The following is a 15,646-nucleotide window of genomic DNA, read 5'->3' as shown; positions in this document are numbered from 1 at the left end:
CCATCCTCACCCACGAGCGGGCCCACCTGCGCGCCCGCCACGATCTGGTTCTGGAGGCGTTCACCGCGGCGCACGCGGCCTTCCCGCGGTTCGTTCGCAGCGCCAACGCGTTGCGCGCGGTGCAGCTGCTCGTCGAGCTGCTGGCGGACGACGCCGCGGTGCGCGCCACCGGGCGCACTCCCCTGGCCCGGGCGTTGGTCGCGTGCGCCGCGGTGAACGCCTCCAGAACCAGATCGTGGCGGGCGCGCAGGTGGGCCCGCTCGTGGGTGAGGATGGCCGAGACCTCCGCGTCGCCGAGCGTCTTCAGCGTTCCCTCGCTGACCACGACCCGGCTGCGCACGCCCGGCAGGCAGTAGGCCAGCGGTTGCGCGACGTCCAGGACGCGCAGATCGCGGGTGTTGGCGCAGGGCTGGGCCAGGGCCGCGCCGTGGCCGACGCCGACCAGGTCGACGACCATGCGGTGGTGGGCCCGCCGCCGCCGATTGGCGATGGCCACCCGCGCGACCGCGACCATCAACCGGACGCCGACCGACACGGTCAGCGCGAAGACGGCGATGTACGCCGCCCACAGCGGCCACCCGAGCCGGTCGGGGGCGCCCATGACGCTGGCGGTCGGGCGCCCGTCGGGGCCGGGCACCAGCACTCGGCTGGCGATCGCGATGCCGGCGCTGAACGCCGAGAGCACCGCGTCCAGCGCGACGGCCTGCCACAACACCATCGCGGCGCGCGGGGCGCGCAGGGGCCACGTCGCGCGTGCCAGCAATGCGGGTGCCGGACCTACCAACAGCACCGCGAGGATGGAGAAGGCCAGCGCGGACACGCTGCCAGTCTCCCTCAGTCCTCCGCTGGCGCGCCAGCCGACCGGGCGTCGTTGCGCGGATTAGCTTCCAGTTCGGCCAGCGCGCGCCGAAGGGCCTCCGCCTCGTCGGCGCCGACGCGCTCGACGAAGTGCACGAGGGCGGCCTGCCGACCCCCGGAGTCCTCGGCCTGAGCCAGCGCGTCCACCATCAGCCCGGCGACGAGCTCGTCGCGGCCGTGCACCGGCGCGTACCGGTGGGCGCGGTCGTCGCGGATCTGGGAGACCAGGTTCTTCTTGGCCAGCCGCTGCAGCACGGTCATGATCGTCGTGTAGGCGAGGTCGCGTCGCGCGGACAGCGCTTCGTGGACTTGGCGGACCGTCTGGGGCTCCGGCGTGGACCACAGATGATCCATCACCGCGCGTTCCAGATCCCCCAGCCGGGTCAGCTTGGCCATAGTGCGTTCATCTCCTGAGCGTCGAATCCAGCGTACTCCGCTTACTACTTTCCGTCGTACGTATGCACCCGCAACGCGCCTTGGGCACACCGAAAAGATACCTTGCGAAATTAGGGCAGCCTTGCCTATGCTGATGGCGGTCGAGCGACATGACCGCGGCGAGTCCTGAGGGCTGCAGCGACCCCCGGTCTACTCGATCGGCGAGCCCCGTGCCCAGCGCGGGGCTCGCCCGTTTTCGCGGGCGGGCCTTCGCTCGCCGATGCCCCGGATCGCCCATGGTGTAGACAAATGGGCGTGCCACCGCCACCCGACGCGACCATGCCGCCGAACTTCACCGCGCCGTTTGACGCCGAATTGGGGCTGAAATACACCGAACTCAGCCCGGACCGCGTCCGCGCCCAACTGGAGGTCACGCCCAAGCTGTTGCAGCCGATGGGTCTCGTGCACGGCGGCGTCTACTGCTCGGTGATCGAGAGCATGGCCAGCGTGGCCGCCTACACGTGGCTGAACGCCAAGGGTGACGGCGGCAACGTGGTGGGCGTCAACAACAACACCGATTTCCTGCGTTCGATCAGCTCCGGAACGGTGTACGGCACCGGGGAGCCGATCCACCGCGGCCGGCGCCAGCAGTTGTGGCTGGTCACCATCACCGACGACGACGATCGCGTGGTCGCCCGGGGTCAGGTGCGGCTGCAGAACCTCGAGGCTTAGCCGGCAGCGGACGCGCGCCGCTGGCTTAGTGTGAATCCACGGCTTTGACTGTGCGTCCCGGGCGGCAAAATGGCGTGTTTCCCGCCCAGGGCGCACTCGCAACGCCGACGATTCACACCCGAAAGCTGCTGTGCCGCAACAGAATCCCCGTACCGAGCCGGTCGGCACCCCTCAATCCGACCGGCCGGAGGGTTAGCTCGCCCGCCTGGCCGGGCGCTTAGCCTCGGCGGCCGCCACCGCCAGCTGTTCGAGGCGGGTGCGGGCAAACGCCTGCTGTTCGGTGATGGTGAGCTGGCCGCGGCGGGTGCTCAGGAAGGTGACCGTCCACGACAGCAGCGTGCTGATCTTGGTCTTGAACCCGACCAGATACACCAGGTGCAGCACCAGCCACATCAGCCAGGCGATGAAGCCGCTGAACTCCAGCGGACCGATCTTGGCCACCGCGGAAAACCGCGACACCGTGGCCATCGAACCCTTGTCGAAGTACTGGAACGGCTCGCGCTCGGCGGGGTCGGCGCCGTTCAGTTCCGCCTTCAGCGTGGAGGCGACGTACTTGGCGCCCTGGATGGCGCCCTGCGCCACCCCCGGCACGCCCTCGACGGCGGCCATGTCGCCGATGACGAACACGTTCGGGTGCCCGGGAATGGACAGATCGGGCAGCACCTTGACCCGTCCGGCCCGGTCGACTTCGACCGATGACTGCTCGGCGAGGTCCATGCCCAGCCCGCTGGCCTGAACCCCGGCGGACCACACCTTGCACGCGGACTCGATGCGCCGGATGGTGCCGTCGGAGTCCTTGACCGTGATGCCGTTGCGGTCGACGTCGGTGACCATCGCGCCGAGCTGGATTTCCACGCCCATCTTCTCCAGCCGCGCGGCCGCCCGTTCCCCGAGCTTCTCGCCAAACGGCGGCAACACCGCGGGGGCGGCGTCGAGCAGGATCACCCGCGCGCGGGTGGAATCGATGCCCCGGAATGACCCCTTCAGGGTGTGATTTGCCAGTTCGGCGATCTGCCCGGCCATTTCGACCCCGGTGGGACCGGCGCCGATGACCGTGAACGTCAACAGCTTGGCCTGCCGTTCCGGGTCGCGGGAGCGTTCGGCCTGCTCGAAGGCGCTCAGGATCCGTCCCCTCACCTCCAGCGCGTCGTCGATCGATTTCATGCCCGGCGCGAACTCGGCGAACTGGTCGTTGCCGAAGTAGGACTGGCCGGCGCCGGCCGCGACGATCAGTGTGTCGTAAGGGGTTTCGTAGGTATGGCCGAGCAGTTCCGAGACGACGAACTGCCCCTCCAGGTCGATGTGCGTGACGTCGCCCAGCAGCACCTGGACGTTGCGCTGCCTGCGCAGGATCACGCGGGTGGGCGGGGCGATGTCGCCTTCGGACACGATCCCGGTGGCCACCTGGTACAGCAGCGGCTGGAACAGGTGGTGGGTGGTGCGCGCGATCAGTTTGATGTCAACGTTGGCGTGCTTGAGCTTCTTTGCCGCGTTGAGCCCACCGAATCCCGATCCGATGATGACGACTTGGTGGCGGCGGTCGGGTGCAGCAGTGGTTTCTGCCTGCGTGCTCATGTTCGGGTTGCTCCTGATCGGGGTCGCTGGACGCGCGATTCCAGTTAGCTACCACGCTAGTGAACGCGATACCCCGAAACCCAGATCGTAAGCATGTGTAATGAAGCACATCACGCATCGGACCTGGTCGAGCGAACGTGATGCTCGTCATGCCCGGTGCGGGATGCGTTTTGCGTTACAGACCCACGATGGGGCGCAGGGCTTCGCCGGCCGCGGCGATGACGCCCGGTGTGTAGAACGGCATGTTGATGATCAGTCCGGAGATCCCGGCGTCGATGACCTTGGTCTTGAGCTGTTCGGCGACCGACTCAGCGCTGCCGACCACCATTCGCTGGGTCATCTCGGCGGGAATCTGGTCGGCCTTGAAGTTCTCGTCGACGACCGCCGTGACCAGCGTGCTGGTCTCCAGCGTGGCCGGGTCGCGGCCGATCTCTTCGCACCGCTCCCGCACGACCTTCAGCTTGCCGGGCAGCTCGTCGAACCCGGCGATGACGTTGAGGTGGTCGAAGTGGCGCGCCGCGAGCGGGATCGTCTTCTTCTCGCCGCTGCCGCCGATCATCAGCGGAATGTGGTCGCGGAAGCGAGGATTGGCCACCGCCTCCTTGGCCCGATACCACTTGCCGGAGAAGGTCGGCCGTTCGCCCTTGAGCATCGGCAGGATGATCTGCAGCGCCTCCTCGAGCCGATTGAACCGGTCGGTGAAGGTGCCGAATTCGAAGCCCAGCTGCTCGTGCTCGAGCTCGAACCAGCCGGTGCCGATGCCCAGGATCGCCCGGCCCTGGCTCACCACGTCCAGCGTCGTGATGATCTTGGCGAGCAGTGTCGGGTTGCGGTACGTATTGCCGGTCACCAGGGTGCCCAGCTGCACGCGCTCGGTCGCGGTGGCCAGCGCGGCCAGCGCGGTGTAGGCCTCCAGCATCGGCTGGTCGGGATCGCCCAACATGGGCAGTTGGTAGAAGTGGTCCATCACGAAGACCGAGTCGAATCCGGCCGCTTCGGCCTCTTGAGCCTGGGCCACCACGGTGGGGAAGAGCTTGTCCACCCCGGTGCCGTAGGAAAAGTTGGGAATCTGCAAACCAAGTCGGATAGCCACGTCGTTCACGGTAGCCACCAGCCCGGTATCAGAACCAGGTTCTGAAACGGATGCGATTCAGCCTCAGGCGAAACTGGCCAGCGCGCCGTGGCTGACGTGCAGTGTCTGGCCGGTGATGTGGCGAGCCGCCGGAGTCGTGAGGAACAGCGCCAGCCGGGCGACCTCCGCGGCGACCGTCGGCGGCGTGCGCGACAGCCCGTCGTAACCGGCCTGCGCGCTGCGGCCGCTGGCGACCGTGTTGACGGTGATCCCGCGAGTGCCGAAGGCTTCCGCCTGCCCCGCGGTCCAATTCGACAGCGTCGCCTTGATCGCGGCGTCGATGCTTCCGGCGGGCGGGTTCTCCGCCACCACGCTGATGATCGAACCGCCCGAACGGAGGTTGTCGCCGACGGCCTGCACGGTCAGCGCCACCGACAGCACGGTCGCGTCCAGGGCGTTACGCCAGGCCTTGGCCGTGTCGGCCAGCGAGTAGGTGCGCGGGTCGCCCGCGTCCCAGGCCGGCGCCGGCACGTTGACGATGGTGTCGAGGTGGTGGGGGAACAGCCCGCGCGCCTCGGCCAGGCTGGCCGGGTCGGAGGTGTCGCAGACGATGGCGTCGACGTCCAGTTCCTTCGCGGCGATCTCGAGATCGCTGCGGCGCGCGCCCACGAGGGTCACCTTGTGGCCGTCGTCGCGGAAGCCCTCGGCCACTACGCGCCCCAAATCCGTGTCGCCCCCGGTGACCAGAACCTCCACTGCCATGACCTCCTCGTGTTCGACGTCGAACCCAGACGCTGCCTGGGACCTCAGCGCGTTTATGGCATAAATCTAAGAAGATGTTACTGGACGGTAGCTAGTCCGCGAAACTCCGGGCGCCGCGACGCGCGGATTATTTGCATAACTATTCGGCCGCCACTCGTTTGCGACGATTTAGCCGCCGCGCGGACCGCATCATCGGCGGACTATCGTGCACCCATGCGGCGGATCGGGATCCTGGCCGGCTTGGTTTCGACGATCTTGGTGGCGGGGCTGCTCGGGTGCAGCTCGAAAACCCCGTCGTCATCGTCCCCTCAGCCGGCCCAGCCCGCCGGGAAGGTCGTCGTCTTCGCCGCGGCCTCCCTGAAGCCGGCGTTCGGTCAGATCAGTGACCAGTTCAAGGCCCAAAACCCCGGCAGCACTGTCGATTTCGAGTTCGCCGGTTCGTCCGAGCTCGCCAAGCAGTTGACTCAGGGCGCGACGGCCGACGTCTTCGCGTCGGCGGACACCGCACAGATGGACACGGTCGCCAGGGCCGGCCTTTTGGCCGGCAACCCGACGAACTTCGCGTCGAACACCCTCGTCATCGTCACGGCGCCGGGCAACCCGAAGAAGGTCGGATCCTTCGCCGACCTCGCCAAGCCCGGGCTGAGCGTGGTCATCTGCCAGCAGCCGGTGCCGTGCGGATCGGCGACCCAGCGCGTCGAGGACAGCACCGGCGTGCGCCTGAACCCGGTCAGCGAGGAACTCAACGTGACCGACGTCCTCAACAAGGTCACCACCGGACAGGCCGACGCCGGGCTGGTCTACGTCACCGACGCCCACAGCGCCGGGAACAAGGCGGCGACCGTGAACTTTCCGGAGGCCGCCGGGGCGGTCAACGTGTATCCGATCGCGGTGCTGAAGAACGCCGCGCAGCCGACACTGGCGCAAAAGTTCGTGGCCATGGTGACCGGTGACCCCGGTCAGAACATCCTGGCCCAGTCGGGCTTCGCCAAACCCTGAGCCGTGCGCCGGCCGATGGATCTGCCCCGGTGGGTGTACATCCCCGCAGCCGCGGGGACCGCGTTCGTGGTCGTGCCGCTGGTAGCGATCGCCGTCAAGGTGGACTGGCCGAACTTCTGGTCGCTGATCACCAGCCCCTCGTCGCGGATGGCGCTGCTGCTGAGCCTCAAGACCGCCGCCGCCAGCACCGCCCTGTGCGTGCTGCTGGGGGTCCCGATGGCGCTGGTGCTGGCCCGCAGCACGGCGCGCGTCGTCCGGCTGCTGCGGCCGCTGATCCTGCTCCCGCTGGTGCTGCCGCCGGTGGTGGGCGGCATCGCGTTGCTCTACGCGTTCGGCCGGCTGGGCCTGATCGGCCGATACCTCGAGGCAGCCGGGATCAGCATCGCCTTCAGCACGACCGCGGTGGTGCTGGCGCAGACCTTTGTCTCGCTGCCGTTCCTGGTGATCTCCCTCGAAGGCGCCGCGCGCACCGCGGGAGCCGACTACGAGGTGGTCGCCGCGACACTGGGGGCGCGACCGAGCACGATCTGGTGGCGGGTGACCCTGCCGCTGCTGCTGCCGGGGATGACCTCGGGAGCGGTGCTGGCGTTCGCCCGCTCGCTGGGCGAGTTCGGCGCGACGCTGACGTTCGCCGGGTCCCGGCAGGGGGTCACCCGCACGCTGCCGCTGGAGATCTACCTGCAGCGGGTGAGCGACGAAAACGCCGCGGTGGCCCTGTCGATCCTGCTGGTGGCGGTGGCCGCGGTGGTGGTGCTGGGCCTGGGCGCGCGCCGGCTCACCGGGGTGTCCGCATGAGCGAGTTGCAGCTGCGCGCCGTCGTCGCCGAGCGCGGCCTGGATGTGGAGTTTTCGGTGTCCCCGGGCGAGGTGCTCGCGGTCCTCGGACCCAACGGCGCCGGCAAGTCGACCGCCCTGCACGTCATCGCCGGGCTGATTCGGCCCGACGAGGGTGTCGTGCGGCTGGGGGACCGGGTGCTGACCGACACTGGGGCCGGCGTGCACGTGGCGACCCACGATCGTCGGGTCGGGTTGCTGCTGCAGGACCCGCTGCTGTTCCCGCACCTGAGCGTCGCCGCCAACGTGGCGTTCGGGCCCCGCAGCCGCCGGGGACGGTTCCGTTCCGCCCGCGCCGACGAAGCGACGGCGCTGCGCTGGCTGCGCGAGGTGGACGCCGAGCGCTTCGCCGACCGCAAACCCCGGCACCTGTCGGGGGGTCAGGCCCAGCGTGTGGCGATCGCCCGCGCGTTGGCGGCCGAGCCCGACGTGTTGCTGCTCGACGAGCCCCTGGCCGGGCTCGACGTCGCCGCGGCCGCGGGCATCCGCGCGGCGCTGCGCGGCGTCGTCACCCGAACCGGCTGCGCGGTCATCCTGATCACCCACGACCTGCTCGACGTGTTCACGCTGGCCGACCGGGTGTTGGTGCTCGAGGCGGGAAAGATCGCCGAAATCGGGCCGGTGGCAAAGGTTCTCACCGCGCCGCGCAGTCATTTCGGTGCCCGCATCGCGGGCATCAACCTGGTCAGCGGCACCGTCGGCCCCGACGGCTCGCTGCACGACCGCGCCGGCGTCCACTGGCAGACGAGCCCGGACCAGGAGCTGGACGCCGCGGTGGTCGACGCGGTCGCCGTGTTCCCGCCCACGGCGGTGGCCGTGTACCGGGACAGACCGCGCGGCAGCCCCCGCAACACGATTGAGGTGACGGTGGCGGAGCTGGACGCTCACGGGTCGGCCGTCCTGGTGCGCGGCCGCGAACAGGCGGACGGCGCCCCGGGTTTGGCGGCGGAAATCACCGCGGACGCCGCGGCGGAGCTGCGGCTGACGCCGGGGGAGCGCGTGTGGTTCTCCGTCAAGGCCCACGAGGTGACGCTGTACCCGACGCCGCACTGACCTGCGCCGACGCCGCCAAGGTTGCACATCGGCAACATCCCAAGAACCGCCGCACGGCACCCTTGAATCACAGCCGTAACGCGGTAGGTTCGTCGCCATGGATCAGGTGGACCCGAACTCGACACGTCGGAAAGGGCTGTGGGCGACGCTGACGATCGCCGCGGTGACCAGTGCCAGCGCCGTCGCCATCGCGTTACCGGCGACCTCGAACGCCGACCCCGAGACCCCGACCCCGGTCCCGCCACCCACGACGACGGCGGCACCGGCGCCCGCCTCGCCGACGACGGCGGCACCCGCGCCCGCGTCGCCCACGACGCCGCCACCTCCCGGCGCGCCGGGGTCGCCGCAACCCCAACCGGGTGATCCCAACGCGACGCCGCCACCGCCGGTCGACCCGAACGCGCCCCCGCCGCCGCCCGTCGACCCCAACGCTGGTCGGATCGGCAACGCCGTGGGTGGGTTCAGCTTCGTGCTTCCCGCCGGCTGGGTGGAGTCCGACGCGACCCACCTCGACTACGGTTCGGAGCTGCTCAGCAAGACCACCGGCCAGCCGCCGGCGCCGGGGCAGGCGCCGCCGGTTGCCAACGACACCCGCATCGTGATGGGCCGGCTGGACCAAAAGCTTTACGCCAGTGCCGAAGCCAACGACGCCAAGGCGGCCGTCCGGCTGGGCTCCGACATGGGTGAGTTCTTCATGCCCTATCCCGGCACCCGGATCAACCAAGGCGCGACCCCGCTCGCCGGCGCTAACGGCATCACCGGAAGCGCGTCGTACTACGAGGTGAAGTTCAGCGATCCGTCCAAGCCGAACGGTCAGATCTGGACCGGTGTGGTCAGCGGGCCCTCGGCGGGGAACGGTCCGCCGCAGCGCTGGTTCGTGGTGTGGCTTGGGACCTCGAACGACGCGGTGGACCAGGTTGGCGCGAAGGCGCTCGCCGAATCGATCCAGCCGTGGGTCCCGCCGGCGGCGCCCGCGCCGGCGCCCGGAGCGCCCGGAGCCCTCGCGCCCGTCCCGGGCGCACCGGCGCCCGCTCCGGCACCGGCCGCCCCGGCGCCGGTTCCCGGCCAAGCGCCCGCGAGCGAAGTCACCCCCGCTCCGGCGGCGCAACGGCCTTTGCCGACCTGATCCGGCCGGGTGTGCGCTCAGGGCTTCCAGTGTGAGCCCTGGGCGGGATTCCGGCGATTTTCCCGCCCAGGGTTCACACGCGACGCCGACGATTCACACCCGGCGTGGTCGGCCGGCCCCGACCCGGGCTAACCCGTTGCGGCCGTGCCGAATACCGGCATGATGGGGTGATGGCCGAAGCGCTGCCGACCACGACGATGCGCGCGTGGCGGGTGCGCCGCCCCGGACCCATGGCGACCGGCCCACTCGAGCAGGTCACCGCCGAGGTGCCCCGGCCCGCACCATCGGAGTTGCTCGTTGCCGTGCGGGCCTGCGGCGTGTGCCGCACCGACCTGCACGTCACCGAGGGCGACCTGCCCGTGCACCGCGCGGGGGTGACTCCCGGCCACGAGGTGGTCGGGGAGGTCGTCGAAGTCGGGGCCGACGCCGGTGACGGGTTCAAGCCGGGCGACCGGGTCGGCATCGCCTGGTTGCGCCACACCTGCGGCGTGTGCAAGTACTGCCGCCGCGGCACCGAAAACCTCTGCCCGGAGTCCCGCTACACCGGCTGGGACGCTGACGGGGGATACGCCGAATTCGCCACCGTCCCAGCCGCTTTCGCGCACCACCTGCCGAGCGGCTACAGCGACAGCGAGCTGGCGCCGCTGTTGTGCGCGGGCATCATCGGGTACCGGTCCCTGTTGCGCGCCGAGCTGCCGCCCGGTGGGCGGCTGGGCCTCTACGGTTTCGGCGGCAGCGCCCACATCACCGCGCAGGTCGCGTTGGCGCAGGGCGCCGAGGTGCATGTGATGACCCGCGGGGCCGAGGCGCGCGACCTGGCGCTGCGACTCGGTGCCGCGTCGGCCCAGGGCGCGGCCGCCCAGCCGCCGGTGCCGCTGGACGCCGCGATCCTCTTCGCACCCGTCGGCGAGCTCGTGCTGCCAGCGCTAGAAGCGCTGGACCGCGGCGGCACCCTGGCAATTGCGGGCATCCACCTGTCCGACATCCCGCCGTTGAACTACCAGCGCCACCTGTTCCAGGAGCGCCAGGTCCGATCCGTCACGTCGAACACGCGGGCCGACGCGCGCGCATTCCTGGACTTTGCGGGCGAACACCGCATCGAGGTGACCACGCCCGAATATCCGCTCGCCCGGGCCGACGAGGCCCTGAGCGACCTGAGCGCCGGCCGGATCGCCGGCGCTGCGGTGCTGCTCGTCTAACCCGGCTCAGGTCGACAGGTGCCAGACCAGCGCCGCGGCCAGGGCGCCGAGCCCGTTCAGTGACCAGTGCAGCGCGATCGGCGCGATCAGGCTGCCGCTGCGCCGGCGCAGCCAGCTGAAGACGAAGCCCGCCGCCCCGGTGGCCAGGACTGCCAGCGTCACGCCGGCCACCATCCCGGCAAAGCCGCCGCCGAACAGGCGGGTGAAGCCGACGTTGTTGCTGGTGAGCCCGAGCGAGGTCGCGACGTGCCACAGACCGAACAGCAGCGAGCCGCCCAGTGCCACCCCCCGAAAGCCCCAGGCCCGGTTCAGCGCGCCGTGCAGCACCCCGCGAAACGCGAGCTCCTCGGGGATCACGGTCTGCAGCGGGATGACGACCATCGAGGCGATCAGGGCGCCGGAGATGGTGGCGTAGTGGTTGTTCAGGAACATCGGCCGGGTCATCGGCAATGCGATCCCGACCGCGATCACCGACGCCACGACGGCCACGGCGCCCAGCGCATAGGCCAGCCCGGGCCGCCAGTGTTCGCGGCCGAGGCCGAGGTCGGTCCAGCCCAACCCGCGATAGCGCATCAATGCGACGAGCCCGACGGCGGCGGCCGGGACGGTCGCGATGCTCGCCCACGGCGTGGTGAAGTGCGCGATCAGGTTGGTCAGCACCAGCACGACGACCACCACGGCGATGTCGAGGTGGATCCGGAACGGGTGCGGCGCCACGGGACAGGTGTCGGCAACCGTCGCGTCGGGCATCGGGCCAGCTTACCCGCCGGGGGCGTTCGCCCAGCTCAGTCGCTCAGGAAGGCTGAGCCGCGGCGGCTTGCCGGCGCGCGCGGAAGGCCTGGACCTTCGCTCGGTTGCCGCACGTGCTCATCCCGCACCAATGCCGGTTCTGGCCGCGCGATGCGTCGAAGTACAGGCGCGTGCAGCCCGAATGGGAGCATTTTTTGACCTTGCCGATGTCGGGTCCGGCATAAAGGTCGAGAAGGTCGGCGGCCAGGCTGGCGAGCAGCTGCGGCACGGTACCGCCGCGGCTGACCGATCCGTCCGGACGCAACATCGGCGTGAGCTGGGGTTGGGACGCGTACGCATTCAGCAGATCAACGTCGGCGGCGTCGGGCTTGCCGCCCTCAAGCCCCGCGACGACGACCCGGTAGATGGCTTCGCGCACGGCGATCGCCGCCTCGAGTTCGTCTTCGGTCATCTCGAGCGGCGCATCGACCAGCCCGGCACCGATCGCCCAGTCCGACAGCCGCTGCGGGTCGGTCAACAATTCCTCGCTACGCGCCGAGGACCGATACTTCAGCGTGCCCGCGAAGTCCAAACACCGCCGCCCGCTCACGTAGACGAACTTCATGTAACCACCTTGACAGGTTTCTTCCGAACCGGCAAGATGTAACCATCTTAGATAGTTACGCACTCGGGGGAGGGAGAACTCATGGCTACGACGGTGTGGACGCTGGTCTCCATCCTTGTCATCGCGCCGTTGGGCGCCCTTGCCGTTGACCGGCCCCTCTACGGCAATTGGATCTGGCACATCGACGCCGACAAGCCGAGGGACTACGGCGAGCTTCCGGCCCCACCGGGGAACCCCGCGCCGCCTAGCCCCGACGATCGGGGCCGTCAGCTCACGGGTTAGCCCGACTCCCAGGCCCGATTGGTCGTCTCGCTCCCGTTACTCACTGCGTTCGTTAGCCTCGCTCCCGTCACTCACTGCGTTCATTCCGCTCGCTCAGCTCACGGGTTCGTTCCGCTCGCCCGACTCCCAGGTCCACCCGGAGATCGCCGGATCGTCCTCCCCGTGTTCGCGGGTGTAGGCCCGGGCGGTTAGGCGGGCGTCGACCATGCGCTGGCGAAGCACGGCGGCCTGGCTGGCCAGCCCGTCCACCCGGTCGATCACATCCATCACGAGATGGAAGCGATCGAGGTCGTTGAGCATCACCATGTCGAACGGCGTCGTCGTGGTGCCGCGCTCCTTGAAGCCGCGCACGTGGAGGTGGTGGTGGTTGGTGCGGCTGTAGGTGAGCCGGTGGATCAGCCACGGGTAGCCGTGGTAAGCGAAGATCACCGGCTTGTCGCGGGTGAACAGCGCGTCAAACTCCCTGTCCGGCAAGCCATGTGGGTGCTCCGAATCCGGTTGCAGGCGCATCAGGTCGACGACGTTGACCACCCGGACGGCCAGGCCGGGCAGCTCGCGCCGCAGGATGTCGGCGGCGGCCAGGGTCTCCAGCGTCGGGATGTCGCCGGCGCAGGCCAGCACCACATCGGGCTCCGCGCCTAAAGATCCAGCCGTGCTCGCCCACTCCCAGATGCCCAGCCCGCGCGCGCAGTGGGCGATGGCCAGGTCCATGTCGAGGTAGGCCAGCGCGGGCTGCTTGCCGGCGACGATGACGTTGACGTAGTTGCGGCTGCGCAGGCAGTGGTCCGCCACAGATAGCAGCGTGTTGCCGTCCGGCGGCAGGTACACCCGCGTCAGCTCGGCCCGCTTGTTCGCGACCAGGTCGATGAATCCGGGGTCCTGATGCGACGCGCCGTTGTGGTCCTGGCGCCACACGTGGGAGGTCAGCAGGTAGTTCAGCGACGCGATCGGCCGCCGCCACGGCAGCTCGCGGCTGGTGGCCAGCCATTTCGCGTGCTGGTTGAGCATCGAGTCGACGATGTGCACGAACGCCTCGTAGCAGTTGAACAGGCCGTGCCGGCCGGTCAGCAGGTAACCCTCCAGCCAGCCCTGGCACAGGTGCTCGGAGAGCACCTCCATCACCCGCCCGTCGGGCGCGAGGTGCTCGTCGTCGGGCGTGATCTCCGAGAGCCACACCTTGTCGGTCGCCCCGTAGACGGCGTCGAGCCGGTTGGAGGCGGTCTCGTCGGGGCCCATCAGCCGGAACCGATCCGGGTTGCGGGCGATCACGTCGCGCAGGAAGGTGCCCAGAATCCGGGTGGCCTCGTGCGTCTCGGTGGCCGGCTGCGACACCGCCACCGCGTAGTCGCGGAAGTCCGGCAGGTCGAGGTCGTGCAGCAGCAGCCCGCCGTTGGCGTGCGGGTTGGCGCTCATCCGGCGATCACCGCGGGGCGCCAGCGCCCGCAGCTCGGGGCGCAGCGCGCCATTGCCGTCGAACAACTCCTCGGGCCGGTAGCTGCGCAGCCATTCCTCCAGCTGCGCGCGGTGCTCGGGATTGTCGTGGGTCTCGGCCAGCGGGACCTGGTGCGAGCGCCAGGTGCCCTCCACCTTCTTGCCGTCCACCACCTTGGGACCGGTCCAGCCCTTCGGGGTGCGCAGCACGATCATCGGCCAGACGGGACGCTGGGTGCGGCCGCCGTCGCGGGCGGCGCGCTGGATCGCCGCGATGTCGTCGAAGGCGTCGTCGAGCGCGGCGGCCAGCTGCTGGTGCACGTTGGCCGGGTCGTCACCGGCGACCGTGATGGGCCGGTAGCCGTACCCGCGCAGCAGGGATTCCAGTTCGGCATGGGGGATGCGGGCCAGCACCGTCGGGTTGGCGATCTTGTAGCCATTGAGCTGCAGGATGGGCAGGACGGCGCCGTCGGTGACCGGGTTCAGGAACTTGTTGGAGTGCCAGCCGGCGGCCAGCGGCCCCGTCTCGGCCTCGCCGTCGCCGACCACGCACGCCACCACCAGGTCCGGGTTGTCGAACGCGGCCCCGTACGCGTGCACCAGCGCGTAGCCCAGCTCGCCGCCCTCGTGGATCGACCCGGGCGTCTGGGCCGCGACGTGGCTGGGGATGCCGCCGGGAAAAGAGAACTGCCGGAACAGCTTTCGCAGTCCCTCGGTGTCCTCCTCGATGCCGGTGTACACCTCGGTGTAGGTGCCCTCCAGGTACGCGTTGGCGACCAGCCCGGGCCCGCCGTGGCCGGGCCCGGTGATGTAGATGACGCTGGCGTCGCGGTTGCGGATGACCCGGTTCAGGTGCGCGTAGATCAGGTTGAGCCCGGGCGTGGTGCCCCAGTGACCCAGCAGCCGGGGTTTGACGTGCTCGGACGACAGCGGTTCGCTCAGCAGCGGGTTGTCCAGCAGGTAGATCTGGCCGACCGACAGGTAATTGGCTGCGCGCCAATACTTGTCGATGAGGGCGAGTTCGTCGTCGGATAGCGGGGCGGGCGCGGTTGTTGCTGTCTCTAAGGTCACCCCGCCGATTGTCCGCGCCGCCGATGAACGTCGCCAGAAGCGAAGGTCACTCCTCGCCGCGGGCGCGCGCCTCGTAGGCCCGGCGCTTCTCGACGTCGACGTCGTCGGTGAAGACGTGGTCGCCGCCGAGCAGGCGGTTGAGCCCCTCGGCGATCCGGCGCGGCCAGAACTTCTGGGAGACGACCATCGCGCCGGCCGCCTTCGTGATCCGCACCCGCGGCTTGGGGTGGGCGACCAGCTTCACGATCGCGTCGGCGATCTCGGCGGGCTCGGCGTTGCGGAACCCCTTCATTCCCGGCGTCCCGGCGACGAGCTCGGTGTTGACGAACGTCGGCAACACCGTGGAGAACTCCACGCCGGCCGAGCGGTACTCGAGCCGGGCCGAGTCGGTGAACGCGATGACCGCGTGCTTGCTGGCGCAATAGCTGGCCAGCCCGACGATGTGGAGCTCCCCGGCCAGGGAGGCGACGTTGATGACGTGCCCGGATCCGCGCGGGACCATGCGCTGCGCCGCCAGCTTGCTGCCCAGGATGACGCCGTAGACGTTGATGTCGAGGATGCGGCGGGTGACCGCGTCCGGCTCGTCGACGATCCGCCCGACTGGCATGATGCCGGCGTTGTTGACGAGCACGTCGATCGGGCCGAGCTGGCGCTCCACCCCGTCCAGGAAGTCCGCGAACGAATGCGCGTCGGTGACGTCGAGTGTTCCGTAGACCTCCAGGCCGAGCGCGGCGCCCGATTCCTTCACCCGCACCTCGTCGATGTCCCCGATCGCGACCTTGGCGCCCAGGTTGTGCAGCGCGGTCGCGGTGGCCAGCCCGATCCCGCGGGCGCCGCCGGTGATGACGACGACCTTGTCACGTACCTTCACGCCGATCGAAGCCGTGTCTGCCATCTTCGTCGTCCTTCCCCAAAGTTGACGGG

General features: G+C 69.7%; 16 protein-coding genes. 7 read left to right on the top strand and 9 right to left on the bottom strand.

Annotated features, from left to right (window positions below; translation table 11 throughout):
* The coding region (locus A9X00_RS12050; protein ID WP_082975130.1) for a M48 family metalloprotease at positions 1–820 on the bottom strand (820 nt) is incomplete at its 3' end.
* 14 nt (positions 821–834) lie between these two features.
* Positions 835–1,254, bottom strand: coding sequence for a BlaI/MecI/CopY family transcriptional regulator (locus A9X00_RS12045; RefSeq protein ID WP_067153183.1), 420 nt, complete (start codon positions 1,252–1,254; stop codon positions 835–837).
* 294 nt (positions 1,255–1,548) lie between these two features.
* Between A9X00_RS12045 and A9X00_RS12040 the strand changes: the two genes are divergently transcribed.
* On the top strand, positions 1,549–1,965 hold the full coding sequence (locus tag A9X00_RS12040) for a PaaI family thioesterase (RefSeq protein WP_067153189.1): 417 nt from the start codon (positions 1,549–1,551) through the stop codon (positions 1,963–1,965).
* Positions 1,966–2,157: 192 nt separating this feature from the next.
* On the opposite strand, the gene A9X00_RS12035 is transcribed toward A9X00_RS12040, so the two are convergent.
* From A9X00_RS12035 to A9X00_RS12025, 3 genes are all read right to left on the bottom strand, one after another.
* A complete protein-coding gene (locus A9X00_RS12035; protein ID WP_067153181.1) occupies positions 2,158–3,540 on the bottom strand; it encodes an NAD(P)/FAD-dependent oxidoreductase in 1,383 nt (460 codons plus the stop codon).
* Between the two features lie 175 nt (positions 3,541–3,715).
* Complete coding sequence (locus tag A9X00_RS12030) at positions 3,716–4,633, bottom strand: LLM class F420-dependent oxidoreductase (RefSeq protein WP_067153187.1); 918 nt, start codon at positions 4,631–4,633, stop codon at positions 3,716–3,718.
* Positions 4,634–4,696: 63 nt separating this feature from the next.
* Positions 4,697–5,374: an SDR family oxidoreductase gene (locus A9X00_RS12025; RefSeq protein WP_067153179.1), complete on the bottom strand. Its 678-nt coding sequence runs from the start codon at positions 5,372–5,374 to the stop codon at positions 4,697–4,699.
* 213 nt (positions 5,375–5,587) lie between these two features.
* On the opposite strand from A9X00_RS12025, the gene modA reads away from it, so the two are divergent.
* The 5 genes from modA (at position 5,588) to A9X00_RS12000 (ending at position 10,584) form a co-directional block, all read left to right on the top strand.
* A complete protein-coding gene (gene modA / locus A9X00_RS12020) occupies positions 5,588–6,373 on the top strand; it encodes a molybdate ABC transporter substrate-binding protein (RefSeq protein ID WP_067153177.1) in 786 nt (261 codons plus the stop codon).
* Positions 6,374–6,376: 3 nt separating this feature from the next.
* Positions 6,377–7,168, top strand: a complete 792-nt coding sequence (locus tag A9X00_RS12015) for an ABC transporter permease (protein WP_156772048.1) — start codon at positions 6,377–6,379, stop codon at positions 7,166–7,168.
* A complete protein-coding gene (locus A9X00_RS12010) occupies positions 7,165–8,259 on the top strand; it encodes a sulfate/molybdate ABC transporter ATP-binding protein (RefSeq protein WP_067153173.1) in 1,095 nt (364 codons plus the stop codon). The genes A9X00_RS12015 and A9X00_RS12010 overlap by 4 nt, the downstream gene beginning before the upstream one ends.
* A gap of 97 nt (positions 8,260–8,356) precedes the next feature.
* Positions 8,357–9,385, top strand: a complete 1,029-nt coding sequence (locus tag A9X00_RS12005) for an alanine and proline-rich secreted protein Apa (RefSeq protein WP_067153171.1) — start codon at positions 8,357–8,359, stop codon at positions 9,383–9,385.
* 170 nt (positions 9,386–9,555) lie between these two features.
* Entirely contained in the window at positions 9,556–10,584 is a 1,029-nt protein-coding gene (locus A9X00_RS12000; RefSeq protein WP_067153169.1) for a zinc-binding alcohol dehydrogenase family protein, read from the top strand.
* A 6-nt stretch (positions 10,585–10,590) separates the two neighbouring features.
* Here A9X00_RS12000 and A9X00_RS11995 read toward each other — a convergent pair whose 3' ends face one another.
* Both A9X00_RS11995 and A9X00_RS11990 read right to left on the bottom strand, forming a co-directional pair.
* Positions 10,591–11,334 (bottom strand): CPBP family intramembrane glutamic endopeptidase, encoded by a 744-nt coding sequence (locus tag A9X00_RS11995; protein WP_067153167.1) that lies wholly within the window; start codon positions 11,332–11,334, stop codon positions 10,591–10,593.
* A gap of 43 nt (positions 11,335–11,377) precedes the next feature.
* Positions 11,378–12,001 carry an ABATE domain-containing protein gene (locus tag A9X00_RS11990; protein ID WP_156772047.1) on the bottom strand — a complete coding sequence of 208 codons (624 nt, stop codon included), beginning with the start codon at positions 11,999–12,001 and terminating at the stop codon, positions 11,378–11,380.
* 18 nt (positions 12,002–12,019) lie between these two features.
* Here A9X00_RS11990 and A9X00_RS11985 point away from each other — a divergent pair, with 18 nt between their 5' ends.
* A complete protein-coding gene (locus A9X00_RS11985; protein ID WP_067153163.1) occupies positions 12,020–12,220 on the top strand; it encodes a hypothetical protein in 201 nt (66 codons plus the stop codon).
* Positions 12,221–12,313: 93 nt separating this feature from the next.
* Here A9X00_RS11985 and A9X00_RS11980 read toward each other — a convergent pair whose 3' ends face one another.
* Together A9X00_RS11980 and A9X00_RS11975 are read right to left on the bottom strand one after the other, a co-directional pair.
* A complete protein-coding gene (locus tag A9X00_RS11980) occupies positions 12,314–14,722 on the bottom strand; it encodes a phosphoketolase (protein ID WP_067153161.1) in 2,409 nt (802 codons plus the stop codon).
* A gap of 46 nt (positions 14,723–14,768) precedes the next feature.
* Complete coding sequence (locus A9X00_RS11975) at positions 14,769–15,617, bottom strand: SDR family oxidoreductase (protein WP_067153159.1); 849 nt, start codon at positions 15,615–15,617, stop codon at positions 14,769–14,771.
* Positions 15,618–15,646: the final 29 nt, after the last annotated feature.

It is taken from the genome of Mycobacterium sp. 1245805.9, from assembly GCF_001672915.1.
Lineage (GTDB): Bacteria > Actinomycetota > Actinomycetes > Mycobacteriales > Mycobacteriaceae > Mycobacterium.
The sequence above is the reverse complement of the archived record's forward strand: the minus strand, read 5'-3'. Positions and strand labels throughout refer to the sequence as shown.